Annotated in this window: 19 protein-coding genes and 2 pseudogenes; 12 read left to right on the top strand and 9 right to left on the bottom strand. The window is 61.0% G+C overall.

Annotation, left to right across the window (positions count from 1 at the left end):
• Positions 1-92: 92 nt before the first annotated feature.
• Positions 93-911 (bottom strand): pyruvate, water dikinase regulatory protein, encoded by an 819-nt coding sequence (locus PSH80_RS18935; RefSeq protein ID WP_032863389.1) that lies wholly within the window; start codon positions 909-911, stop codon positions 93-95.
• A gap of 178 nt (positions 912-1,089) precedes the next feature.
• Here PSH80_RS18935 and ppsA point away from each other — a divergent pair, with 178 nt between their 5' ends.
• The 8 genes from ppsA to PSH80_RS18895 all read left to right on the top strand — a co-directional run bounded on the left by ppsA (position 1,090) and on the right by PSH80_RS18895 (position 9,217).
• The gene (gene ppsA, locus PSH80_RS18930; RefSeq protein WP_029298284.1) at positions 1,090-3,465 is read left to right on the top strand and encodes a phosphoenolpyruvate synthase; all 2,376 of its coding nucleotides are present in this window, start codon (positions 1,090-1,092) and stop codon (positions 3,463-3,465) included.
• 99 nt (positions 3,466-3,564) lie between these two features.
• The gene (locus PSH80_RS18925) at positions 3,565-4,554 is read left to right on the top strand and encodes an alpha/beta fold hydrolase (protein ID WP_120733862.1); all 990 of its coding nucleotides are present in this window, start codon (positions 3,565-3,567) and stop codon (positions 4,552-4,554) included.
• A 229-nt stretch (positions 4,555-4,783) separates the two neighbouring features.
• Positions 4,784-5,275 carry a ribonuclease E activity regulator RraA gene (gene rraA / locus PSH80_RS18920; protein ID WP_029298280.1) on the top strand — a complete coding sequence of 164 codons (492 nt, stop codon included), beginning with the start codon at positions 4,784-4,786 and terminating at the stop codon, positions 5,273-5,275.
• 23 nt (positions 5,276-5,298) lie between these two features.
• Positions 5,299-6,294, top strand: coding sequence for a zinc transporter ZntB (locus PSH80_RS18915; RefSeq protein WP_057439526.1), 996 nt, complete (start codon positions 5,299-5,301; stop codon positions 6,292-6,294).
• Between the two features lie 85 nt (positions 6,295-6,379).
• A complete protein-coding gene (locus PSH80_RS18910) occupies positions 6,380-6,625 on the top strand; it encodes a hypothetical protein (RefSeq protein ID WP_038442312.1) in 246 nt (81 codons plus the stop codon).
• A 2-nt stretch (positions 6,626-6,627) separates the two neighbouring features.
• Positions 6,628-7,452 carry a mechanosensitive ion channel domain-containing protein gene (locus tag PSH80_RS18905; protein WP_057439525.1) on the top strand — a complete coding sequence of 275 codons (825 nt, stop codon included), beginning with the start codon at positions 6,628-6,630 and terminating at the stop codon, positions 7,450-7,452.
• An 86-nt stretch (positions 7,453-7,538) separates the two neighbouring features.
• Positions 7,539-8,129, top strand: coding sequence for an RNA polymerase sigma factor SigX (gene sigX / locus PSH80_RS18900; RefSeq protein WP_057439524.1), 591 nt, complete (start codon positions 7,539-7,541; stop codon positions 8,127-8,129).
• A 107-nt stretch (positions 8,130-8,236) separates the two neighbouring features.
• Positions 8,237-9,217 (top strand): OmpA family protein, encoded by a 981-nt coding sequence (locus PSH80_RS18895; RefSeq protein ID WP_057444927.1) that lies wholly within the window; start codon positions 8,237-8,239, stop codon positions 9,215-9,217.
• A 60-nt stretch (positions 9,218-9,277) separates the two neighbouring features.
• Here PSH80_RS18895 and cobA read toward each other — a convergent pair whose 3' ends face one another.
• The 8 genes and pseudogenes from cobA to PSH80_RS18855 form a co-directional block, all read right to left on the bottom strand.
• A complete protein-coding gene (cobA, locus tag PSH80_RS18890) occupies positions 9,278-10,015 on the bottom strand; it encodes a uroporphyrinogen-III C-methyltransferase (RefSeq protein WP_057960343.1) in 738 nt (245 codons plus the stop codon).
• An 11-nt stretch (positions 10,016-10,026) separates the two neighbouring features.
• Positions 10,027-12,737: pseudogene (locus PSH80_RS18885) on the bottom strand (molybdopterin-dependent oxidoreductase).
• The gene (nirD, locus tag PSH80_RS18880) at positions 12,737-13,054 is read right to left on the bottom strand and encodes a nitrite reductase small subunit NirD (RefSeq protein WP_057439522.1); all 318 of its coding nucleotides are present in this window, start codon (positions 13,052-13,054) and stop codon (positions 12,737-12,739) included. Before nirD ends, PSH80_RS18885 begins: the two are co-directional and overlap by 1 nt.
• On the bottom strand, positions 13,051-15,504 hold the full coding sequence (nirB, locus tag PSH80_RS18875) for a nitrite reductase large subunit NirB (protein ID WP_120733858.1): 2,454 nt from the start codon (positions 15,502-15,504) through the stop codon (positions 13,051-13,053). The genes nirD and nirB overlap by 4 nt, the downstream gene beginning before the upstream one ends.
• Before the next feature lie 272 nt (positions 15,505-15,776).
• Entirely contained in the window at positions 15,777-17,444 is a 1,668-nt protein-coding gene (locus tag PSH80_RS18870) for a bifunctional protein-serine/threonine kinase/phosphatase (protein WP_305420628.1), read from the bottom strand.
• A complete protein-coding gene (locus PSH80_RS18865) occupies positions 17,444-18,655 on the bottom strand; it encodes a NarK/NasA family nitrate transporter (RefSeq protein WP_057960340.1) in 1,212 nt (403 codons plus the stop codon). The genes PSH80_RS18870 and PSH80_RS18865 overlap by 1 nt, the downstream gene beginning before the upstream one ends.
• Positions 18,656-18,902: 247 nt before the next feature.
• The gene (locus PSH80_RS18860) at positions 18,903-19,478 is read right to left on the bottom strand and encodes an ANTAR domain-containing response regulator (RefSeq protein ID WP_057439520.1); all 576 of its coding nucleotides are present in this window, start codon (positions 19,476-19,478) and stop codon (positions 18,903-18,905) included.
• Positions 19,479-19,491: 13 nt separating this feature from the next.
• On the bottom strand, positions 19,492-20,718 hold the full coding sequence (locus PSH80_RS18855) for a CmpA/NrtA family ABC transporter substrate-binding protein (protein WP_120733854.1): 1,227 nt from the start codon (positions 20,716-20,718) through the stop codon (positions 19,492-19,494).
• 246 nt (positions 20,719-20,964) lie between these two features.
• On the opposite strand from PSH80_RS18855, the gene PSH80_RS18850 reads away from it, so the two are divergent.
• The 4 genes and pseudogenes from PSH80_RS18850 to PSH80_RS18835 all read left to right on the top strand — a co-directional run bounded on the left by PSH80_RS18850 (position 20,965) and on the right by PSH80_RS18835 (position 24,053).
• Positions 20,965-21,834: a secretin N-terminal domain-containing protein gene (locus tag PSH80_RS18850; RefSeq protein WP_305417907.1), complete on the top strand. Its 870-nt coding sequence runs from the start codon at positions 20,965-20,967 to the stop codon at positions 21,832-21,834.
• A 194-nt stretch (positions 21,835-22,028) separates the two neighbouring features.
• Entirely contained in the window at positions 22,029-22,451 is a 423-nt protein-coding gene (locus PSH80_RS18845; RefSeq protein WP_081044293.1) for a winged helix-turn-helix domain-containing protein, read from the top strand.
• Positions 22,448-22,912, top strand: coding sequence for a transglycosylase SLT domain-containing protein (locus PSH80_RS18840; RefSeq protein WP_216312455.1), 465 nt, complete (start codon positions 22,448-22,450; stop codon positions 22,910-22,912). The genes PSH80_RS18845 and PSH80_RS18840 overlap by 4 nt, the downstream gene beginning before the upstream one ends.
• Positions 22,913-23,002: 90 nt before the next feature.
• Positions 23,003-24,053, top strand: a pseudogene (locus PSH80_RS18835) (quinone-dependent dihydroorotate dehydrogenase).
• The last annotated feature ends 135 nt before the right edge of the window (positions 24,054-24,188 follow it).

The following is a 24,188-nucleotide window of genomic DNA, read 5'->3' as shown; positions in this document are numbered from 1 at the left end:
AAACCAGGCCCCGATGAGTGTCTGGTGTACCGTGTTCTTCTCTATTTAGGGCTGCTTCGCAGCCCAACGCGGGCAAGCCCGCTCGCCACAGGTTATTTGAAGCGCCGCTCAACACCCTTTTCCACAAGGATCTTTGCCGAAATCTCTTCCACCGAAAAGTGCGTGGAATTGATGTGCGCAATGTTTTCCCGGCGGAACAGATTTTCCACTTCCCGCACCTCGAACTCGCACTGGGCATAGCTCGAATAACGGCTGTTGGGCTTGCGTTCGTTACGGATCGCCGTCAGCCGGTCCGGGTCGATGGTCAGGCCAAACAGCTTGTGCTGATGGGTGCGCAGCACCGCCGGCAGTTGCAGGCGTTCCATATCGTCTTCGGTCAGCGGGTAGTTGGCCGCACGGATGCCGAATTGCATGGCCATGTACAGGCAGGTCGGGGTCTTGCCGCAGCGCGACACGCCGACCAGGATCAGGTCGGCCTTGTCGTAGTAGTGGGTGCGGGCGCCGTCGTCGTTGTCCAGGGCGAAGTTGACCGCCTCGATCCGCTCCATATAGTTGGAGTTATGGCCAATGGAATGGGACTTGCCCACGGAGTATGAGGAATGTTCACTCAGCTCCTGTTCCAGGGGCGCGAGGAAGGTCGAGAAGATGTCGATCATGAAACCATTGGAGGTCGCGAGGATCTCACGGATGTCCTGATTGACGATGGTGTCGAAAATGATCGGGCGCATACCGTCTTTTTCGGCGGCCAGATTGATTTGTTGTACCATGGCCCGCGCTTTATCCACGTTATCGATATAAGGCCGGGTGAATTTGGCGAAGGTGATGCTTTCGAACTGCGCGAGCAGGCTTTGACCCAGGGTTTCGGCGGTAATGCCGGTGCCGTCGGAGATAAAGAAAGCAGATCGTTTCATTTGAGCCTTGGGCCTTAAGCTGATGACGAATCTTGGATATGATAGGCGCGGTTTTGCCGCCCCACAGTGGGCTGCATTCTCACTTATTTTCCAGGTCCAGGCCACAAACGCCGGTAAATGCTCCTACTGAGCCACCGGCGCCCTGAGCTTTTCCAACACAGTTAGTGGAGAGATCACCTTGGTAGAGTACGTAGTTTCCCTCGATAAGCTCGGCGTCCATGATGTAGAGCATGTGGGGGGCAAGAACGCATCCCTCGGCGAGATGATCAGTAATCTTGCGGGCGCTGGTGTTTCGGTGCCCGGTGGTTTCGCCACCACCGCCCAGGCATACCGCGATTTCCTCGAACTGAGCGGCCTCAACGACCAGATCCACGCTGCCCTGGACGCGCTCGACGTCGATGACGTCAACGCCCTGGCCAAGACCGGCGCACAGATCCGTCAGTGGATCATGGAAGCCGAGTTCCCCGAGAAGCTCAACGCAGAAATTCGCACCGCCTTCGCCACCCTGTCGGCCGGCAACCCGGACATGGCTGTCGCCGTGCGCTCCTCGGCCACCGCCGAAGACTTGCCCGACGCCTCCTTCGCCGGCCAGCAGGAAACCTTCCTGAATATCCGTGGCGTGGAAAACGTCATCCGTGCAGCCAAGGAAGTATTTGCCTCGCTGTTCAACGATCGCGCTATTTCCTACCGTGTGCACCAGGGTTTCGACCACAAACTGGTGGCCCTGTCTGCCGGCGTGCAGCGCATGGTGCGTTCGGAAACCGGGACGGCCGGCGTGATGTTCACCCTGGACACCGAATCGGGCTTCCGTGACGTGGTATTTATTACCGGCGCCTACGGCCTGGGCGAAACCGTCGTACAAGGCGCGGTCAACCCGGACGAGTTCTACGTGCACAAGCACACCCTTGAAGCCGGCCGCCCGGCGATCCTGCGCCGCAACCTGGGCAGCAAGGCTATCAAGATGATCTACGGCGACGAGGCCAAGGCCGGTCGCTCGGTGAAAACCGTTGATGTCGACAAGGCCGAGCGCGCGCGTTTCTGCCTCAGCGATGCCGAAGTCAGCGAATTGGCCAAGCAGGCGATGATCATCGAGAAGCACTACAAGTGCCCGATGGACATCGAATGGGCCAAGGATGGCGACGACGGCAAGCTGTACATCGTCCAGGCCCGCCCGGAAACCGTGAAAAGCCGTACTTCGGCCAATGTCATGGAACGCTACCTGTTGAAAGAAACCGGCACCGTGCTGGTGGAAGGCCGTGCCATCGGCCAGCGCATCGGCGCGGGCAAGGTGCGGATCATCAAGGACGTGTCCGAGATGGACAAGGTCCAGCCAGGTGACGTGCTGGTCTCCGACATGACCGACCCGGACTGGGAACCGGTGATGAAGCGCGCCAGCGCCATCGTCACCAACCGTGGCGGGCGTACCTGCCACGCGGCGATCATCGCCCGTGAACTGGGGATCCCAGCGGTTGTCGGTTGTGGCAACGCCACCCAATTGCTCAAGGACGGCCAGGGCGTTACCGTTTCCTGCGCCGAAGGCGATACCGGCTTCATCTTTGAAGGTGAGCTGGGCTTCGATATCAAGCAAAACTCCATCGACGCCATGCCCGACCTGCCGTTCAAGATCATGATGAACGTCGGCAACCCCGACCGCGCCTTTGATTTTGCGCAGTTGCCGAACGCCGGTGTGGGCCTGGCCCGCCTGGAATTCATCATCAACCGCATGATCGGCGTGCACCCCAAGGCCCTGTTGAACTACGACGGCCTGCCGGTGGAAATCAAGGACAGCGTCGACAAGCGCATTGCCGGCTACAACGATCCGGTAGGTTTCTACGTCGAGAAGCTGGTGGAAGGCATCAGCACCCTGGCGGCGGCGTTCTGGCCGAAGAAAGTCATCGTGCGCCTGTCGGACTTCAAGTCCAACGAATACGCGAACCTGATCGGCGGCAAGCTTTACGAGCCGGAAGAAGAGAACCCGATGCTGGGCTTCCGTGGCGCCTCGCGTTATATCAGCGAAGCATTCCGCGATTGCTTCGAGCTTGAGTGCCGCGCCCTCAAGCGTGTGCGCAACGAGATGGGCCTGACCAACGTCGAGATAATGGTGCCCTTTGTGCGCACCCTGGGCGAAGCGAGCCAGGTCGTTGACCTGCTGGCCGAGAACGGTCTGACCCGTGGTGAAAACGGCCTGCGCGTGATCATGATGTGCGAGCTGCCGTCCAACGCCATCCTCGCCGAAGAGTTCCTGGAGTTCTTCGACGGTTTCTCCATCGGCTCCAACGACCTGACCCAGTTGACCCTGGGCCTGGATCGCGACTCCGGGATCATCGCGCACCTGTTTGACGAGCGTAACCCTGCGGTCAAGAAGCTGCTGGCCAACGCCATCCAGGCCTGTAACAAGGCCGGCAAGTACATCGGGATCTGCGGCCAAGGCCCTTCCGATCACCCGGACCTGGCCAAATGGCTGATGGAACAGGGCATCGAAAGCGTCTCGCTGAACCCCGATTCCGTGCTGGAAACCTGGTTCTTCCTGGCTGAAGGTCAAGCCTCGGCGTAATTGCCATTTGCCGGCCAGCCAGTGTGGCAGGCCGGCATTTCTCATTCTGTACAGGGCGGAACTCCTACCGGACGCCGCCCTTTTTTGTGCAAGAACATTATGCAAAGCAGCAGCAACCTGTTTCCCGTCGCCTTGATCAGCGCTGAGCGTCGTGGCGACCTGAGTGAAGATGTCTATCGCCTCAAGCCTGGCAACAGCCCGGATGGCACCGTAGAACTGGCGGTGACACGCCTGGGCCTGGCCGATGTCGCGCAAAGCCGTGGCATACCGGTGGTGTTGGTGCATGGCAGCTTTTCCAATCGGCGGTTCTGGTATTCGCCCAAAGGTATTGGCCTGGGGGCGTACCTGGCGCGCCAGGGCTTTGATGTGTGGATCCCGGAGATGCGCGGCCACGGGCTTTCCCGACGTAACCACGACTACGCCAAGAATCGCGTCGCCGACTATGCTCGTTACGACTTGCCAGCCATCGCTGCTTTTGTGCGTGAGCAAAGCGCGCAGATTCCGCACTGGATCGGCCACTCGCTGGGTGGTACGACTTTGGCGGCAGCCTTGGGTGGCCAGTATCTGGGCGCGCCGGCTGTCGCGTCGGTGGCGCTGTTTGGCTGCCAGGTCAGTCGTACTTACTGGCCGTTGAAAATTCCGCCGGTGGAGTGGGGAGGGCGCTTGATTTTGAAGCGTTTTGCCCAACTCTCCGGTTCGCGGCTCAAGCGTGGGCCGGAAGATGAGCCCATCGGCCTGGCCTTGGAAAGCATGCGCTGGCACGGTTTGTTCGGGCGTTTTGGCGATGCCGAGCGCGACTGGTGGAAAGGCCTGGCTGAGGTCGATGTGCCGCTGCTGGCAGTGAGTGCCGCAGGCGATCATCAAGACCCGGACTGGGCCTGCCGCAAGCTGTTTGATCAGGTCGGCAGCGAGCACCGCCAATACCTGTGCCTGGGGCGCAAGCAGGGGTTCAGCGGTGATTTCGGGCATGTCGAAATGCTGGTCAGCAAAGCCGCCCAGGCCGAAGTATGGCCATTGGTGCAGCGTTGGTTGAATGATCCACTGACACCTTTGGTCGGCTCGCAGGCGCCTGTGCTCGGGAGCATCTGAGAAAAGGCTCTGCCAAGGGCGTTTCACTCGCGGTGGCTTGCGGCTAAGATATGACGCTTCGGGATGTTTTGGTCATATTCAGTCGCGCAGTGGCTATTGCGTTACGGTCTGGTGGGTCTGATCATGGTCGCCCGCGCAGTGGCAGGGCTTAAAGAATGCCCCTTGCGATGCGTTTTCCTGATGTAGCTGTGGATGTTCGACACCTTCTTTCACCGACAGGAGCTTCTCGATGAACCATTACGTTACCCCCGACCTGTGTGACGCCTACCCGGACCTGGTGCAGGTGCTGGAGCCGATGTTCGCCAACTTTGGTGGCCGGGACTCCTTCGGCGGCCAGATCGTGACCGTCAAGTGTTTTGAAGACAACTCACGGGTCAAGGAACAGGCTGAGCTGGACGGCACCGGCAAAGTGCTGGTGGTCGACGGTGGTGGTTCGCTGCGCTGCGCCTTGCTCGGCGACATGATTGCTGATCGAGCGGCGAAAAATGGCTGGGAAGGCTTGGTGATCTACGGTTGTGTGCGTGACGTTGACGTGTTGGCGCAGACCGACCTGGGCGTGCAGGCCCTGGCCAGCCACCCGAAAAAGAGTCATCGCCAGGGTGTGGGCGACCTGGGCGGGGCCGTGACTTTTGCTGGCGTGACATTCCGTCCGGGCGAATACGTCTACGCCGACAATAACGGCGTGATTGTTTCGCCCAGCCCGCTGAAAATGCCGGAATAACCGCAGTAGTCGATGGGGTGAGGATGTTCGAGGAAGAAAACGCGCAGTGGGGGCTGGTGCATGCCCTGGTGCTGGACGGTAAAGGTGGTGCGCGTTCGATTGCCCGGACCGAGCTTGACGACCTGCAACTGCAGCCCCAGGAAAGCCTGTGGCTGCATTGGGACCGCAGTCATCCCCAGACCCAGACCTGGTTGCGCAAATCCAGTGGCCTGAGCGAGTTCGCCTGTGACCTGCTGCTGGAGGAGAACACCCGCCCGCGGCTGTTGCCGTTGCCGGACGACGAATTGCTGCTGTTTCTGCGCGGGATCAACCTCAATCCGGGGGCTGAGCCGGAAGACATGGTGTCGGTGCGTATCTTCGCCGCGGCTGAACGGGTCATCTCCCTGCGTCTACGACCCTTGCGCGCCACCGACGAGTTGCTGGTGCAGTTGGCGGATGGAAAAGGCCCCAAGAGCGCTTCCGAGCTGATCTTGTACATGGCGCAGTACCTGACTCATAAAGTGCAGGATCTGGTCAGCGACCTGTCTGAAATCGTCGATATTGAAGAAGAAAAACTGGATGCCGACGAACGGTATACACCGGAACATGGCAACGTCCTGCAGATCCGTCGGCGTGCTGCTGCGCTCAAGCGTTTTCTGGCTCCGCAGCGGGATATTTTTGCGCAACTGACACGTATAAAATTGCCCTGGTTTGTCGATGACGATGCCGACTATTGGAATGAATTGAATAACAGCCTGACCCGTTACCTGGAAGAGCTGGAACTGAGCCGGGAGCGCGTGGGGCTGGTGCTGGAGGCCGAGGATCGGCGTTTGAGCGTGCGTATGAACCGCACCATGTACCGCTTCGGGATCATCACCGGGATCTTTTTGCCGATGAGTTTCCTGACCGGTTTGCTGGGGATCAACGTCGGGGGGATTCCGTTCTCCGAGAGTCCTTATGGATTCGTGGTGGCCTGCCTGTTGATGCTGTCGGTGGCCCTTGGACAATGGTGGTTGTTTCGACGTTTACGCTGGGTTTGACCTGAACGTGACCTGAACGGTCGGAGGGGTCATGTGACCCGACGAATTTTGCCCTCGTCTTTTAATTCACTTGCGAGAGGTCCCTATGCACGATCCGTTTGAACAGTCTTTGCGTGACATGCTTAACGCTTCGCCGTCCAACCGTGACGACGATGCTTGCCTGGGCCGCGTGCTGAAAACCGCCAACCGCCAGGTAGGCGCGGGCGACCTGTTTGGTCTGCTCGGCCGCTGGGTGCCGGCACTGATGATGGCGCTGAACAATGGTTCGGCCCATGTATCACCTGTTTCTCGTCGTAAACCTATTGCTCGCACTGCTGATAAGGCTGATTGAATATGGAACTTGATCTCTGGACACAGAGTCTGGTCACTGCAATGACTGCGTTGTGGACCAAGGTGGCGAATTTCATTCCCAACCTGTTTGGTGCGCTGGTGCTGGTATTGCTGGGTTTTGTCGTGGCCAAGCTGCTCGACACCCTGCTCTCCAAATTACTCGCCAAGCTGGGCCTCGATCGCCTGATGGCTGGCACCGGGTTGACCAAGCTGCTGGGGCGCGCCGGGCTGCAAGTGCCGATCTCTACGCTGATCGGCAAGATCGTCTATTGGTTTGTTTTGCTGATTTTTCTGGTTTCTGCGGCGCAATCACTTGGACTTGAGCGAGTTTCAGCTACGCTCGACATGCTTGCGCTGTATTTGCCGAAAGTATTCGGCGGCGCGCTGGTGTTGCTGGTGGGTGTGTTGCTGGCGCAACTGGCCAATGGGCTGGTGCGCGGCGCTGCCGAGGGTGTAGGCCTGGACTATGCCGGCGGCCTGGGGCGAATTGCCCAGGGCCTGGTGATCATCATCAGTATTTCGGTGGCGATCAGTCAACTGGAGGTCAAGACTGACCTGCTTAACCATGTGATTGTGATCGTTTTGATTACCGTTGGTCTGGCCGTTGCGCTGGCCATGGGGTTGGGAAGCCGGGGAATTGCCGGGCAGATTCTTGCGGGAATTTATGTGCGTGAGTTGTATCAGGTGGGGCAACACGTGCGTGTTGGCGAGGTCGAAGGGCAGATTGAAGAGATCGGTACGGTGAAAACCACGGTGCTGACCGATGATGGCGAACTAGTGTCGCTGTCCAATCGGGTTCTGCTGGAACAGCAGGTCAATAGCCGCTAACCCGGTAACCCTGCTAATGTACGCCGCCGCAAACCTGGGTATCCAGGCTGTGGCGGACATTGACCTGACTGTCGGCACGACTTGTTTTGAATAAAGCCCAAACGCTGTCCACGCGCTATGACCCCCGTGAGCTCTCTGATGAGGAGTTGGTCGCGCGCGCGCACACGGAGCTGTTTCACGTAACACGCGCGTACGAAGAATTGATGCGCAGGTATCAACGCACTCTGTTCAACGTTTGTTCAAGGTATTTAGGGAACGATCGTGATGCGGATGATGTCTGTCAGGAAGTGATGCTCAAGGTGTTGTATGGCCTGAAGAACTTCGAGGGTAAATCGAAGTTCAAAACCTGGCTCTACAGCATCACGTACAACGAGTGCATCACGCAGTATCGTAAGGAACGGCGAAAGCGTCGCTTGATGGACGCGTTGAGCCTTGACCCCCTTGAGGAGGCGTCTGAAGAAAAGACGCCGGCACCCGAGGAGAAGGGCGGGCTTGATCGCTGGTTGGTGCATGTGAACCCAATTGACCGGGAAATTCTGGTGCTACGATTTGTCGCGGAACTGGAATTTCAGGAAATTGCTGACATTATGCATATGGGTTTGAGTGCTACAAAAATGCGTTACAAACGTGCTCTTGATAAATTACGTGAGAAATTTGCGGACAGTACTGAAACTTAGTTCGGTGCAAATATCTCTTACGTGTAGGCAAGTTCTGTTAGACTTGTCGCCGAGTTGTCCCCCGGTATGTGGGACTGCTTTACAATCACCAGATGGGGATTTAACGGATGAAACTGAAAAACACCTTGGGCTTGGCCATTGGTTCTCTTATTGCCGCTACTTCTTTCGGCGTTCTGGCACAAGGCCAAGGCGCAGTTGAAGGCGAGCTGTTCTACAAGAAGCAGTACAACGATAGCGTCAAGCACATCGAAGACGGCTTCAATCCTGGCGCTCGCATCGGTTACTTCCTGACCGACGACCTGTCCTTGAACTTGTCCTACGACAAGACCAACCACACCCGTTCGACTGACGGTACTGGCAACCAGAAGATCAAAGGTGATACCGGCAGCCTCGTTGCTCAGTACCACTTCGGTCAAGCTGGCGTCGACTCCCTGCGTCCATACGTAGAAGGTGGTTTCGGTCACCAGAGCCGTGGCAACGTACGTGCTGACGGCCACACCGGTCGCGATCAGACTACTTTCGCTACCGTTGGTACCGGCGTTAAGTACTACTTCACCAACAACCTGTACGCTCGTGCCGGTGTTGAAGCTGACTACGGTCTGGACAACGGCAAGTGGGACTACTCCGCACTGGTCGGCCTGGGCGTAAACTTCGGCGGTAACGCTGGCGCAGCTGCTCCAGCTCCTACCCCAGCACCAGCTCCAGAGCCAGTTCCAGAGCCAGAAGCTCCGGTTGCTCAGGTTGTTCGTGTTGAGCTGGACGTGAAGTTCGACTTCGACAAGGCCGTTGTTAAGCCTAACAGCTACGGCGACGTGAAAAACCTGGCCGACTTCATGGCTCAGTACCCAGCTACCAACGTAGAAGTTGCTGGTCACACTGACTCCGTCGGTCCAGACGCCTACAACCAGAAGCTGTCCCAGCGTCGTGCTGACGCTGTTAAGCAAGTCCTGGTTAAAGATGGCGTAGCTCCTAGCCGTATCACTTCGGTTGGTTACGGCGAATCCCGCCCAGTTGCTGACAACGCAACTGAAGCTGGTCGCGCTGTTAACCGTCGTGTAGAAGCGTCGGTTGAAGCTCAAGCTCAGTAATTACTGAGTGCTAGAAAAAAGCCCGGCTTAGGCCGGGCTTTTTTTCGCCTGCCATTTGCTTCAGGCGCTTGCCAGCAAGGCGGCTTCCACGGCTGTGGCTGCTACCGCGCCGATCACCAGGATGGCTGGGCTCTTCAAGGCAAACCCCTGGGCATCCTCCTGCATGCGCGCCAGGGAACTGCGGCATTCGCGCTGCTGGGGCATCGAGGCGTTCTCGATCATGGCCACCGGCATATCTGCGGCCATGCCTCCTTCCAGTAACTGCTGGGCAATCTCTGCAAGCTTCGCCACACCCATGTAGACCACCAGTGTCGTGCCACCCTCGGCCAGTGCCCGCCAATTAAGGCTGCTGTCGTCCTGGGTATGGGCGGTGACAAGCGTCACGCCACGACTGATTCCCCGCAGTGTCAGCGGTATGTCACAGTTTGTTGCACCCGCCAGCCCGGCCGTGATGCCATTGACCAACTCCACGCTGACTCCTCGCTCCTTCAGCCAACTGGCCTCTTCGCCGCCGCGTCCGAAAATGCACGGATCGCCGCCCTTCAGGCGCACCACGCATTTACCCTGGCGCGCATAACGCAGCATCAAGCGATGAATGAAATCCTGGGGTGTGGAACGGCACCCCCCGCGTTTGCCGACGGTAATCACCCGCGTACCGGGGCAATGCTCAAGTACCGCCGGGTTGACCAGATCATCAATCAGCACCACATCGGCCTCGTGCAGGGCCCGTACTGCCTTGAGGGTCAACAACTCCGGATCACCCGGGCCTGCGCCCACCAGCCAGACTTTTGCATTCATAGGTATTGCCCTCACACACTGATAGCGATTGGCTGCGAGGTGCTTGCCAATAGCCGTTTGATTTCGGGGACGCAGGAGCCACATTGCGTGCCGCAGCCCAATGCTTGTTTCAGCCCGTCCAGGTTCAGGCCGCGGCCGATGCCGGCGCATATCGCGCTTTCACTGACGTTTTTGCAGTTGCAGAGAATTCTATTGCTGGTCGTTCCACCACCGGGCGGCGCGCTTAGCGGTGCCAGCAGCCAGCGGCGTAACTGTTCGTCGGCGCGGCCTTCCAGCCACACAGGCTTTGCAGCCAGTGGCGGGCGAGGGTTTCGCCGGCCAGGCGGATCGCGGTGATCCGGCCTTTCTCGATCCTTACCCGTTTACCGATGGAACGGCGCGGGTCGTCATAGGCCATGACCGGGCCGTCATTGAGGCCCAGCAATCGGTCGATGCTGTTGAGCAGTTGCAGATCCGGTGCTTCGGTATGGGCAGCCCGCACCAGCAGGGCCGGCCGCTCACGCCCGGTCAGGCTCAGGCTGACGTAGGCAAACTGCTCACAAAGGGGGCGCAAGGCTTCGAAGTGTTGCTGCACATCGCCCTCGATCAGCGCGAACAAGTGCCAGGGCAATTGCACGGCTTCCAGGCGTACGCCGCTGTGTTTGAGTTCCGGCTGTTTCGACAGTGGGTCGAACGCCGGCTGGGTCAGCGCATTGACGCCACCCTTAAGGAAGCGATCGCCCCAATGCATCGGCAGGAATGCCTGGCCGGGTCGCACGCTGTCATCACTGGTCACCGCCACAATCACGTTGCCGCGACGGCTTTTGAGATTGACCAGGTCGCCTTCTTTGAAACGGTGCCGGCGCAGTTCGTCCGGGTGCAGGCTGAGCGATGCTTCGCTGACATGGCCAAAGAGTTGCGCCGCCGTGCCAGTACGGCTCATGCCGTGCCATTGGTCACGCAGGCGGCCGGTGATCAGGGTCAGTGGAAAGCGCGCGTCCCGCTGCTCTTTGGCGGCGCGATAAGGATCAGCGACAAACTGCGCACGACCACTGGCGGTCGGGAAGACGCCATCGGTGTACAGCCGTGGCGTGCCGGCCTGGGCCTTTGCGGGAAACGGCCATTGCTGCGGGCCGATGCGGTCGAGCAGGGCGTGGCTGAGGCCCGACAGGTCCAGGTCCTGACCACGGGTCAGCTGTTTGTATTCATCAAACACCTGCGCGGGCGTTTCAAAGGCAAACAGGCCGGTTTTTTGAGGACGCAAGCGGCGCTCCAGGCGCTGTGCGAAATCCACGGTAATCGCCCAGTCTGGTCGCGCTTCACCCGGTGGGGCGATGGCCTGGCGCACGTGGGAAATGCGCCGTTCGGAGTTGGTCACGGTGCCTTCTTTCTCGCCCCAACTGGCGGCGGGCAACAACAGGTCGGCAAAGGCGGCGGTTTCTGTGGTGCGGAAGGCCTCCTGCAACACCACGAACGGGCACGCGGCCAGGGCCTGGCGCACGTTGTTCTGGTCTGGCAACGATTGCGCGGGGTTGGTGCAAGCGATCCACAACGCTTTGATCTTGCCAGCCTGTACCTGCTCGAACAGTTCAATGGCAGTCAAGCCGGTGCTGCAGGGCAGTTGTTCAACCCCCCAGTAGGCGGCCACTTCGGCGCGATGCTCAGCGTTGCCGGCGTCGCGATGGCCTGGCAGCAGGTTCGACAGGCTTCCGGTCTCCCGGCCGCCCATGGCGTTGGGCTGGCCGGTCAGGGAAAAGGGCCCGCAACCCGGGCGGCCAATGGTGCCGGTGGCCAGGTGCAGGTTGATCAGCGCACTGTTTTTTGCGCTGCCGGCGGTGGACTGGTTCAACCCCATGCACCACAGCGACAGGAAGCTGGGCGAGGTGCCCACCCACTGTGCGCACTGGCGCAGTTGTTCGACACTGATCCCACATAATTGCGTGACCATCTGTGGCGTGTAGTCATGGACCAACCGCTTCAACTCGACCAGACCCTCGGTATGAGCCTGGATAAAGTCGCGGTCGATCCAGTCTTCCCACAACAACAGATGCAAAATCCCATGGAACAACGCCACATCAGTACCGGGCAGGATTGCCAGGTGCATATCCGCCAAGTCGCAGGTGTCGGTGCGCCGGGGGTCGATGACCAGCACTTTCATCTCGGGTCGACGTGCCTTGGCCTCTTCCAGCCGGCGAAACAGTACGGGATGGGCGTAGGCCATGTTACTGCCGACGATCATCACGCAATCGCTGGCCTCCAGGTCCTCGTAGCTGCACGGCGGCGCATCGGCGCCCAGGCTGCGCTTGTAGCCGACCACTGCCGAAGACATGCACAGCCGGGAATTGCTGTCGATATTGTTGGTGCCCACCAGGGCCCGCGCGAGTTTGTTGAAACTGTAGTAGTCCTCGGTCAACAGTTGCCCGGAGATATAGAACGCCACGCTGTCGGGGCCATGCTCGGCGATGGTGTCGGCGAATACATTGGCCGCGTGTTCCAGGGCCGTGTCCCAATCGGTGCGGCCGCGGGCCAGTTCTTTGCCCAGGCGCAGCTGCGGGTACAACGCCCGCGCCGTCAGATCGCCGGTCAGGTGCAGGCTGGAACCCTTGCTGCACAACTTGCCGAAGTTGGCCGGGTGTGCCGGATCGCCGCTGACCCCGAAGATCTGCGTGCCATCGTGCTCGATCAGCACGCCGCAGCCGACCCCGCAGTAGCAGCAGGTCGATGCCGTGACCTGGCGGTTCATCAACCGGCGTCCCGCAGGGCCAGCATCACCCGGCCGTTTTCCACCCGGGCGTGGTGATGGTGGGCGCAGCCGATATCCGGGGCCTGGGCTTCGCCGGACGCCAGGTCGATCTGCCAGTTGTGCAGCGGGCAGGCCACGCGTTTGCCATAGATCAGCCCCTGGGACAGCGGCCCGCCCTTGTGCGGGCAGCGGTCATCGAGGGCGAACACTTCATCGTCACTGGTGCGAAAAATCGCGATTTCCCCTTTCGGGCCACTGACAATGCGCGAGCCCAGGGAGTTGATTTCTTCGAGGGCGCAGATATCCAGCCAGTTCATAGCACTACCTCCAGCTGTTTGACGGCGATGGTGTCGAATTCCTTCTTCAGCAGCGGCTGCTCCAGGCGCTCTTTCCACGGGTCTTGTTCAAACGACAGGGAGAATTGCAGGCGCTCATTGAGGGCCTGGCGCCGCGCCGGGTCTTCCAGCACGGCCTTCTTGATGTGGTCCATGCCCACCCGTTGCAGGTAGTGCACGGTGCGCTCCAGGTAGAAGGCTTCTTCGCGGTACAGCTGTAGGAAAGCGCCGTTGTACTCACGTACTTCTTCGGCGGTCTTGAGCTTGACGAAAAACTCCGCGACCTCAGTCTTGATCCCGCCATTGCCGCCGATGTACATCTCCCAGCCCGAGTCGACGCCGATAATGCCCACATCCTTGATTCCGGCTTCCGAGCAATTGCGCGGGCACCCGGACACCGCCAGCTTGACCTTGTGGGGCGACCACATATTGAACAGGTCATGTTCTAGCTCAATGCCCAGTTGCGTGGAGTTCTGCGTGCCAAACCGGCAGAACTCGCTGCCAACACAGGTCTTCACGGTGCGGATGGATTTGCCGTAGGCATGCCCGGACGGCATATCGAGGTCTTTCCACACCCCGGGCAGGTCCTGTTTCCTGATGCCCAGCAAGTCGATGCGCTGGCCGCCGGTGACCTTGACCATCGGCACGTTGTACTTGTCGGCCACATCGGCAATCCGGCGCAGCTCGGAAGGATTGGTCACACCGCCCCACATCCGTGGGACTACCGAGTAGGTGCCGTCTTTCTGAATATTGGCGTGGGCCCGTTCGTTGATCAGGCGCGATTGCGGGTCGTCCTTGGCTTCGCCCGGCCAGGTGGAAATCAGGTAGTAGTTGAGTGCCGGGCGGCAGGTGGCGCAACCGTTGGGCGTACGCCAGTTCAGGTAGCTCATGGTGTCGGCGATGGTCAGCAAGTGCTGGTCGCGAATGGCCTGGCGGATTTGCCCGTGATTGAGGTCGCTGCAGCCGCAGATGGCTTTTTCGCTTTTGGGTTTGACGTCGGCGGCGCCGCCCACAGTGTTGATCAGGATCTGCTCCACCAGCCCGGCACAGGAGCCGCAGGAGCTGGCGGCCTTGGTGTGTTTTTTCACCTCATCGACACTGAACAGGCCCTGTTCCTGGATCGCCTTGACGATGGTGCCCTTGCACACCCCGTTGCAGCCGCAGACTTCGGCGTTGTCGGCCATGCTCATGGCTTTGTCCTGGCCTTGGTGGCCTACATCGCCCAGGGCGTTTTCGCCGAACATCAGGTGATCGCGGATCTCACTAATGCCATGGTTCTCACGGATCTGCCGGAAATACCAACCGCCGTCGGCGGTATCGCCGTACAGGCAGGCGCCGACCAGTATGTCGTCCTTGATCACCAGCTTCTTATAGACGCCACCGATAGGGTCGGAAAGGGTGATGGTCTCGGTGCCTTCGCCGCCCATGAAGTCGCCAGCAGAAAACAGGTCGATGCCGGTGACTTTGAGTTTGGTCGAGGTCACCGAGCCTTTGTAAGTGGCGAAGCCCAACTGCGCCAGGTGGTTGGCACAGACCTTGGCCTGCTCGAACAGCGGCGCCACCAGGCCGTAGGCAATCCCACGATGGCTGGCGCACTCGCCGATGGCATAGATGCGCGGGTCGTAGGTTTGCATCGTGTCGTTGACCAGAATCCCACGGTTGCACGGGATGCCGGACTGTTCCGCCAGCTCGGTGTTGGGGCGGATACCGGCAGCCATCACCACCAGGTCAGCCGGAATCACCTCGCCATTTTTGAACTGCACCGAGCCCACGCGACCATTGCCGGCGTCATGCAGGGCCTGGGTCTGCTCGCACAGGCGAAACACCAGGCCCCGGCTTTCCAGTTCGGTTTGCAGCAACTGGCCGCTGGTCTTGTCCAACTGGCGTTCCAGCAGCCATTCGCCGATATGCACCACGGTCACGTGCATGCCGCGCAACATAAGGCCATTGGCCGCTTCCAGGCCCAGCAAGCCGCCACCGATGACCACCGCGTGCTTGTGGGTGCGGGCGGTGTCGATCATGGCCTGGGTGTCGGCGATATCGCGGTAGCCAATTACACCCTGCAAGGTATTGCCGGGGATCGGCAGGATAAACGGGGTCGAGCCGGTGGCGATCAGCAGGCGATCGTATTCGGCTTCCGTGCCGTCTTCGGCGATGACTTTGCGCTTGACCCGGTCGATCTGCACCACCTTGCGGTTGAGCAGCAGCTTGATGTTGTTTTGCAGGTACCAGTCCAGGTCGTTGAGCACGATCTCTTCGAACGTCTGCTCACCGGCCAGCACCGGTGACAGCAGGATGCGGTTGTAGTTGGTATGGGGCTCGGCGCCAAAGACCGTAATGTCATACAGCTCGGTGCTCAGCTTCAGCAGTTCTTCAAGGGTGCGAACCCCGGCCATGCCGTTGCCGATCATCACCAGTTTGAGTTTCTTCATGTCGTTCTCCGCAGTGGCTCGACAAATCACGCGCAAACAAAAAAGGCGTCCCGCTAGTTGCCTAGCGAGGACGCCTTTGTCCTGGTCCCGTTCTCTCGGGAAAGCCCCACCTTCGTCGTTGAAGGGTGGGCTGTATGTGGGGGTGTTGCAGAAGCTAATGCAGTGGTTGTGCCAAGTCGCGCAACGCCGGGTTTACTGGGGTTTTAGTGGATGCTCCAAGGCCTTTACGCACCATTTGAAGGCGGAACGCCCACAACTGGCGCACCTGCCTCCTATAGGGATAACAGATACAGCAACAGCAGATTGATCAGCAACGACACCAACGCCAGGGTTTGCCAGACCTTCAGCGGCTCGCGCTCCAGCAGTGGCCGCGGGCGCAGGCTCAGTTCGCGGCGGTCGGCCTGTTCCAGCACCAGCAGCCATTCCTCGGCGGTTTCGTAACGTTGGGCCGCTTGTGCCGCCACCGAGCGCTCCAGGCTCTGTTGCAACCAGTCGGGCAGGTCGGGTCGATAACGGCTGGCACTGACAGGCGTGTTGAAGCGCGGCCGCTGGAACGCTTCGATTTCACCGTAGGGATAATGCCCGGTCAGCAGGTAATAAAGGCTCACGCCGACGCTGTACAAATCCTGCTGCGGTGTCGGACGTTCGCCGTTGAAGGCTTCGGGGGCGATAAAGCTGGGGGTGCCCGGCAACAGGTGAGCGCGGTCTTCGGATAAGCCGGGGCAATAGGCCAGGCCAAAATCCAGCACCCGCAGTTCGCCGTCTTCCCCCAACAGCAGGTTTTCCGGCTTGATGTCACGGTGCAGGATTTGCCGGCGATGCAGCATGCCCACCGCCCGCAGCAAGCGCTCGGCGATGGACTGCCATTGCGCCAGCGGCAAGGGGCCTTGCTGCTGGAACAGTTCGGCCAGGGTCTGCCCGCTGTATTCACGCATCACATAGTACAAATGCTGACGCCCGCTGCCCGGATGGACTTCAGGAAATGCCCGTCCCGCCACCCGGCGCAAAAACCATTCTTCCGCGAGCAGGGCCTGGGCCGCATCGTTGTCATCGTCGCGACCCGGGGCCAGGGTTTTCAGCAGCCAGGCTTGCTGCTGGGTATCACGTACCCGATACAGCAACGACTGCCGACTGTGCACCAGCACGCACTCCACCTGCCAGCCTTCAAAGGCTTGCCCGGCCTTCAACGGCGGCGGTAGCGGCCACTGCTGCAACTGCACCAGCGCATCACCCAGGGTCGCGGCGCCAAGCTGGTCGATGCGCACCAGCAGGGCGCTGGCATTGTCCTGGCTACCCGCCAGGTGCGCCGCATTGACCAGGGTGTTCACGGCCAGATCCAGATCGGCCTGTTCGCGCAGGATCGCGCGGATGCTGTGATCGGCCAGGGTCGCCCATACCCCATCGCTGAGCAGCAGGAAGCACTCGCCCTGGCGCAGTTCACCGTCGAGAAAATCCACCACCAGATGCTGGTCCAGGCCCAGGGCGCGCTTGAGCACATGCTGCATGCCCGGTTGCTCCCAGACATGTTCTTCAGTGATGCGCTGCAACTCGCCCGCGAACCAGCGATACACCCGGCAGTCACCGACATGGGCCAAGGTAAAACGCTGGCCGCGAAACACCAGGGCGCTGAGGGTGGTCAGCAACGGCTGGCCGCCGCCATTGGCCTGCAGCCAGCGATTTTGTGCGAGCAACAGGCGATCCAGGGCCTGGGCCACGCCCCAGGTTTGCGGCGTGGCGTAGTAGTCCAGGGCCAGGGCCTGCAAGGTCGAGCGCGCGGCCAGGCCGCCGTCGGCGCATTGGCTGACACCATCGGCGATGGCACACAGATAGCCCTTGCTCGCGGCCAGCTCCGGGGCCGGGGTGACCAGGCGCAGGGCGTCCTGGTTTTCCGCGCGCGGCCCAATGGCGCTGGCCTGGGCCACGCTCAGTTGCAGGCTCATCAGACCCGCGCTGCGGTGACGGCAGCCGAACCCCAGGTGGTCCTCCAGCGCCGCTTCACGCCATACAGGCCGAACCACGCCAGCACGCCCAGGCTGGCGAATAGCCACAACGCCAACTGATAGCTGCCGGTGCTTTGCTTGATTGCACCCATACCCGCCGCCAGGGCGAAACCGCCGATACCGCCGGCCATGCCGATCAACCCGGTCATCACGCCGATCTCCCGGCGAAAGCGCTGGGGCACCAACTGGAAGACCGCGCCGTTACCGGCCCCCAGGCCGAGCATGGTGCATACGAACAGGGCCAGTGCAGCGTAGGAACTCGGTAGGTTGAAGCCCACTGCCGCGATGCACACCACCGCCACGCCGTACATACCCAGCAGGGTGCGGATCCCGCCGAAGCGGTCGGCCAGGGCACCGCCCAGGGGCCGCATCAGGCTGCCGCCGAACACACAGGCGGCGGTGTAGTAGCCGGCAGTGACCGGGCTCAAGCCATATTGGTCGTTGAAGTAGCCGGGCAGGGCGCTGGCCAGGCCGATAAAGCCACCGAAGGTCACGCTGTAGAAGAACATGAACCACCAACTGTCGCGGTCGCCCAGGGCCTTGAAGTAGTCGGCCATGGATTTGGCTTTCGGTCGCTCAGGGGCATTGCGCGCCAGCCAGGCGAATACGATCAAGGTCAGGACCAGCGGGATCAGGGCAAAGCCAAACACGTTGCTCCAGCCAAAGGCGGCGGCGATCAGCGGCGCCAGCAGTGCGGCGAACACCGTGCCGGAATTGCCCGCGCCGGCGATGCCCATGGCCTTGCCCTGGTGCTCGGCGGGGTACCACTGGGAGGCCAACGGCAGGGCCACGGCAAACGACGCCCCGGCCATGCCGAGAAACAGCCCCAGCAGCAGCGCCTGTTCATAGCTGTGGATCCCCAGTTTCCAGGCACAGAACAGCGCCACAATCACGATCACCTGGCCGATCAGGCCGGCGGTCTTGGGCGACAACTTGTCTGCCAGCATGCCCATCAAGAAGCGCAGGATCGCGCCCGCCAGGATCGGTGTGGCAACCATCAGCCCGCGTTGCTGGGTGGTCAGTTGCAGGTCGGCGGCGATCTGCACCGCCAGCGGGCCCAATAGATACCAGACCATGAAACTCAGGTCGAAATACAGGAACGCGGCAAACAAGGTCGGGGTGTGCCCGGATTTCCAGAAGCTTGATTTCATCACGCACCTCAGATTGGGGATCTTGTAGAAGGCCTGGTGATGGAACGGCCAGCGAAGGCCGCCCCACCCAAACGAAAAAACGCCGCCACCGGGTTCGCCTGGGCAAACCGGATGTGCGACGTCTTTGTCGTGGAGGGGCAACCGCCGTTGGTTACCTGGGATGTTTGGTTTGCAAGTCTTGCGCCAATCGGGACACTGCCATCGCGGGCAAGCCCGTTTCCACAGTGGGCGAGGGTAGTTGTGTGTCTCAGCCTAACAATTCACTCATGGCAATAATCTGCTCGGCCACCTGGATCAACTTCTGCTGGCGGCTCATGGCTTGGCGGCGCATCAGGGTGTAGGCCTGTTCTTCATTGCAGTCCTTCATTTTCATCAGCAAACCCTTGGCCAGCTCGATGCGCTTGCGTTCCGCCAGTTGCTGGTCGCGGGCCTGCAGCTGCGCACGCAGGGCCTGATCGCTCTCGAAGCGTGCCATGGCCACATCGAGGATCGGCTGCAGGCGCTGGGCCTGGATGCCCTCGACGATGTAGGCACTGACCCCGGACTTGATCGCCTGGCGCATCACGTTGGGGTCATGTTCGTCGGTAAACATCACGATGGGGCGGGGCTGGTCACGGCTGACCAGCACCACTTGCTCCATCACATCGCGGCCGGGTGACTCGGTATCGATCAGAATCACATCCGGGCGCACCGTTTCGACGCGCGCCGGCAGGTCGATGGTCAGGCCGGACTCGTCGATCACCTCAAAACCGGCCTCGGTCAGTGCACTTTTGAGGCGCCCGACTTTGCGTGGGGTGTCATTGATCAGCAGGATTCGCAACATGGGTGGCCTCCCATCAGCGCAAGGCGTGGCGGACGACATCGTCGGCCAGGGCATGCAGGCGGAAGCTACGGGCGTAGGCGGCTGGGTCCGAGCCATCCCAGACCTTGCCGTCGATCAATTGGCTGCTGCGCATGTCCGCGCCCCAGGCTGCCACACCCACTGCCGTTGCGGCCTGGCGGTAGAGGTCCAGTTGCTGCACCTGCCGGGCAACGGCGAGGTAGTCAGGGTCGTCACGCAGCAGGCCCCAGCGGCGGAACTGGGTCATGAACCACATGCCGTCGGACAGGTACGGCAGGTTGACCTCGCCACCGCCATGGAAGCGCAGCGCGTGCACGTCTTGCCAGTGGTTGCCCAGGCCATCGTCATAAGCCCCCAGCAGGCGCGGTTCGATGCAGTCGAGTGGGGCGTCCAGATATTCCCTGGCGCTGAGCAGTTGCGCGGTGGAGCGGCGGTTCTCCAGGCTGTCGTCGATAAAACGGCTGGCCTCCAGAATCGCCATTACCAGCACGCGGGCGGTGTTGGGGTATTGCTCGACAAACGCCTGGGTGCAGCCCAGGACTTTTTCCGGGTGATCCGGCCAGATCGCCTGGCTGGTGGCCAGGGTAAAGCCCTGGTTCTGCTGCACCGCGCTGGCGCACCAGGGTTCGCCCACACACAGGCCGTCAATCCGCCCGGCCTGCAAGTGCGCGACCATCTGCGGCGGCGGCACCACCACACTCTCGACATCGCGCAGCGGATGAATGCCTTGGCTGGCCAGCCAGTAATACAACCACATGGCGTGGGTGCCGGTGGGAAACGTCTGGGCGAAGGTGAGTTTTGTCCGGCTTTGGTGCACCTTGCGCGCCAGTGCCTCAGGACTGGTCACGCCCTGGTGCTGCAGGCCCTGGGACAAGTTGATGCCCTGGCCGTTCTGGTTCAGGCCCATCAGCACCGCCATGTCGGTTGGCGCCACGCCGCCGATGCCCAGGTGCACCGCATAGATCAGGCCATACAGGCTGTGGGCGGCGTCCAGTTCGCCGCTGACCAGCTTGTCGCGCAGGCCGGCCCAGGATGACTGGCGCTTGAGGTTCAGCGTCAGCCCGTACGGCTGGGCAAACCCCTGGGTCGCCGCGACCACCAGCGAGGCGCAATCGCTCAAGGCCATGAAGCCCAGGTCGAGGCTGCTCTTTTCCGGGGCATCGCTGCCGTTGACCCAGGCCAGGGGGTTATTGGCCTGGCTGTTGCCCACCTGATCACTCATCAACACCTACCTTCTGTGTGAAAAAAGGCGTCGTTCCGTAGGGCGGCTTGCAAGCCTCCTGCAGGTAACGACGCCTTTGTGCTTGAGCCCGTTCCGTCGTTGGTGCGGGCCGCGATACACAAGACAAAGCAAGGCACATGCCACGGCGCAGGGCGTTCCGTGGTTGATCAGGTTTTCATCAAGATTGCATTGCGCGGGCCTTTCACTATGGCGCTCCTTCGGGCAACACCCTTCAGGAAACCCCGCGTGCTTCTTGATCAATCTATCGCAGCGACCTGCGCTGCCTTTTTGCAGCGCTGGCTGCTGGGCGGGCTGTTGATGCTCGCTGCCCTGCCAGCCATGGGCGCGACCTACCTGGCGTTGGATGAAAGCCTTTCGGGCTTCTTCGCCCGGCTTGCGGTGCCCTTGGGGCAGCCCATCGTGGTCAGCAAGCGGGCGGCGGGCAAGCGCATCACCGGGCAATTTGATTTTGCCGACGCGCAAGCGGTCCTCGAGACGGTAGCGTTGCAGCACGAATTGATCTGGTACAGCGACGGCCAGGTGCTACATCTCTACGACGCCAGCGAGGCCAAGAGTTCCGGGGTGATTCTGCGGCACATGAGCGTCGACAGATTGCGTGTGGTCATGCGGCGCGCGGGGCTCGACGAGGCGCGCTACCCGCTGCGCAAGGCCGGTGCGCGATTGTTTTATGTGTCCGGGCCCGCCAATTATGTCGATCACGTATTGCGCCTGGCCCAACTGATGGACCGCCAACGCCCGGCACGGCGCCAGGCGTTACCGGAAGTCGGTGTCGTGCAGGTGCTGAATCATGACGTGGCAGACCACCAGTACGACATGGGGCTGCAAAAAATCACCGTGCCCGGCATGGCAACGCTGGTCGAGCGTCGGCTTGCCGAGCTTGGGCGCAAGGCCGGCACTGGCGCAGCGGTAATCGCCTACCCACAGGTCAACAGCCTGTTGATCAAGGGAAGCGCGCAGCAGTTGCGGTTTATCAAAGAACTGGTGGCTGAATTGGATATACCCACGCCTCCCGTGATGGGCTCTGTTTCGACCCCCCTGAGCTCTGATCAATACGAGCGCGTCCGGCGTGCATTTGCTCGCATCGCCGAGCAATGAAAGCAGGCATTACCTATGGCGAACGGGGGCTGTTGACCTCGAAAGTTCCTACGAAACACTCCCGGAAAACTTCGAAGCACAGGGTTTTTTCCTAACGTGCAATTGGCTGCGGGTTTCTATAGTCGCGATATCTCCAGGCGGTGCGATATCAATATTCAAGGCGCCGCGTATGTCAGACAGGAACAGAGGTTTGCATGGTTGCTGCAGTTGAGGGCTTGGTCAGGGGCTCCCTCGCCTTTGGTCATTGGAAGTTGCAGGGTGATGGCCGGCTGACCGCCGAAGGTCGCGACATTCAGTTACCCCCCAAGGAATGTCATGTGTTGCGCTTGTTGCTGGCCACGCCCGGCGTATTGGTGACCAAGGACTACCTGCTGGAGCAGGTCTGGCCCCATATCGACATCGCCGAAGAGTCCCTGACCCGTTGTATCTACTCATTGCGCAAGCAATTGGAGGGCGACAGGCGGTTGATCGCGACAGTGTATGGCCGCGGTTATCGCTTCAATGGCCGGGTAAGGGTGCTCGAGCGGCCTGGCCAGGCAGCGCAAGGTGCGGGTGCTCCACGGCGTGCTTGCCCGGCCTGTGGCTGGTACGCCGAAGCGGCTGTCGAGCAGGCATGAAACGAGCCTGCAGGCTGGGGCTGCTGTTACTTACCCTGGGCAAGGCGAGTGAGGCCGGGGCTTATTGTTGGGCCGAGGCCGCCCGCCAATACGATATCGAGCCGGAGTTACTGCAAGCCATTGCCGCCGTGGAGTCGGGCTATCGCGCCGAGGCCATGAACTACAGCAATAACAATGGCAGCCGTGACATCGGCCTGATGCAGATCAACAGCATTCATCTGCCGCGCCTGCTCAAGCAGGGGATTACCGAGCAGCGTCTGTTGGATGAGCCGTGCCTGTCGGTGGAGGTGGGGGCGTCGATTCTGGCCGACTTCATCAAGCAGTTTGGTTACAACTGGACCGCCGTGGGCGCCTACAACGTCGGGCCTGGGGCAGGGGGCGAGCGTGATGCGCTGCGCCTGCGTTATGCGCAGAAGATCTGGGCGCGCTACGAAGAGTTGATGCAGCATCGAAGCGGATGATCGACCGGCGGTGTGCCATGCCTCGCACGTACCCGCCACCCCGGCTATAATCGCCGCCACCTTTCGCCGCCATCCGAGTCAAGCCCGCCCATGTATACCCTGGCCCGCCAGCTGTTGTTCAAACTCTCCCCGGAAACTTCCCACGATCTGTCCCTGGACCTGATCGGCGCGGGTGGCCGCCTGGGGCTCAATGGCCTGGTGTGCAAGGCGCCGGCAAAGATGCCGGTCTCGGTGATGGGGCTCGATTTCCCCAACCCGGTGGGCCTGGCAGCGGGCCTGGACAAGAACGGCGCTGCCATCGACGGCTTTGCGCAGTTGGGTTTCGGTTTTGTCGAGATCGGCACCGTCACGCCGCGCCCGCAGCCGGGCAATCCCAAGCCGCGCATTTTCCGCCTGCCGGAGGCCGAGGCGATCATCAATCGCATGGGGTTCAACAACCTGGGCGTCGATCACCTGCTGGCGCGGGTCCAGGCCGCCAAGTACAAGGGCATCCTCGGGATCAATATCGGCAAGAATTTCGACACCCCGGTGGAACGTGCGGTAGATGACTACCTGCTCTGCCTGGACAAGGTCTACGCCCACGCCAGCTATGTGACCGTCAACGTCAGCTCGCCCAACACCCCGGGCCTGCGCAGCCTGCAGTTTGGCGACTCGCTCAAGCAACTGCTCGAAGCCCTGCGCCAGCGCCAGGAAGACCTGGCGGTACGCCATGGCAAGCGCGTGCCCTTGGCGATCAAGATCGCCCCGGACATGAACGACGAAGAAACCGTGCTGGTGGCCCAGGCCCTGGTGGATGCGGGGATGGATGCGGTGATTGCCACCAACACCACCCTCAGCCGTGCGGGCGTTGAAGGCCTGGCTTTCGGTGACGAGGCGGGTGGGCTTTCCGGCGCGCCGGTGCGTGACCAGAGCACCCATATCGTCAAGGTGCTGGCGGCCGAGTTGGCCGGGCGTTTGCCGATCATCGCCGTGGGCGGTATCACCGAAGGCAAGCACGCCGCCGAGAAAATCGCCGCGGGTGCCAGCCCTGGTGCAGTTGTATTCCGGGTTTATCTACAAGGGTCCAGCGTTGATTCGCCAATCGGTGGACGCCATTGCGGCGAGCGGGCTTGCCCCGCGTGGGACTGCAAAGCAGCCCTGAAGCTGCTGCTGCGCAGGGGTTTCAAGCCCATAAAAAAGGGCTCCTCGAAGGAGCCCCTGGGCCGAAGCCCGCCGCCCGGATGGGGCGTGCGTGGTTAAGTTGTTACATTCTTCAAGGTGGTTGTCGGAATTACGT

The sequence above is a fragment of the Pseudomonas sp. FP818 genome, assembly GCF_030687335.1.
GTDB lineage: Bacteria > Pseudomonadota > Gammaproteobacteria > Pseudomonadales > Pseudomonadaceae > Aquipseudomonas > Aquipseudomonas shahriarae.
The sequence above is the reverse complement of the archived record's forward strand: the minus strand, read 5'-3'. Positions and strand labels throughout refer to the sequence as shown.

Coding starts and splice junctions, on each gene's coding strand:
- PSH80_RS18935 (WP_032863389.1), bottom strand. CDS start 911: ATGAAACGATCTGCTTTCTTTATCTCCGACGGCACCGGCATTACCGCC.
- PSH80_RS18925 (WP_120733862.1), top strand. CDS start 3,565: ATGCAAAGCAGCAGCAACCTGTTTCCCGTCGCCTTGATCAGCGCTGAG.
- rraA (WP_029298280.1), top strand. CDS start 4,784: ATGAACCATTACGTTACCCCCGACCTGTGTGACGCCTACCCGGACCTG.
- PSH80_RS18915 (WP_057439526.1), top strand. CDS start 5,299: ATGTTCGAGGAAGAAAACGCGCAGTGGGGGCTGGTGCATGCCCTGGTG.
- PSH80_RS18910 (WP_038442312.1), top strand. CDS start 6,380: ATGCACGATCCGTTTGAACAGTCTTTGCGTGACATGCTTAACGCTTCG.
- PSH80_RS18905 (WP_057439525.1), top strand. CDS start 6,628: ATGGAACTTGATCTCTGGACACAGAGTCTGGTCACTGCAATGACTGCG.
- PSH80_RS18895 (WP_057444927.1), top strand. CDS start 8,237: ATGAAACTGAAAAACACCTTGGGCTTGGCCATTGGTTCTCTTATTGCC.
- cobA (WP_057960343.1), bottom strand. CDS start 10,015: ATGAATGCAAAAGTCTGGCTGGTGGGCGCAGGCCCGGGTGATCCGGAG.
- nirD (WP_057439522.1), bottom strand. CDS start 13,054: ATGAACTGGCTGGATATCTGCGCCCTCGAAGAAATCAACTCCCTGGGC.
- nirB (WP_120733858.1), bottom strand. CDS start 15,504: ATGAAGAAACTCAAACTGGTGATGATCGGCAACGGCATGGCCGGGGTT.
- PSH80_RS18870 (WP_305420628.1), bottom strand. CDS start 17,444: ATGAGCCTGCAACTGAGCGTGGCCCAGGCCAGCGCCATTGGGCCGCGC.
- PSH80_RS18865 (WP_057960340.1), bottom strand. CDS start 18,655: ATGAAATCAAGCTTCTGGAAATCCGGGCACACCCCGACCTTGTTTGCC.
- PSH80_RS18860 (WP_057439520.1), bottom strand. CDS start 19,478: ATGTTGCGAATCCTGCTGATCAATGACACCCCACGCAAAGTCGGGCGC.
- PSH80_RS18855 (WP_120733854.1), bottom strand. CDS start 20,718: ATGAGTGATCAGGTGGGCAACAGCCAGGCCAATAACCCCCTGGCCTGG.
- PSH80_RS18845 (WP_081044293.1), top strand. CDS start 22,029: ATGGTTGCTGCAGTTGAGGGCTTGGTCAGGGGCTCCCTCGCCTTTGGT.
- PSH80_RS18840 (WP_216312455.1), top strand. CDS start 22,448: ATGAAACGAGCCTGCAGGCTGGGGCTGCTGTTACTTACCCTGGGCAAG.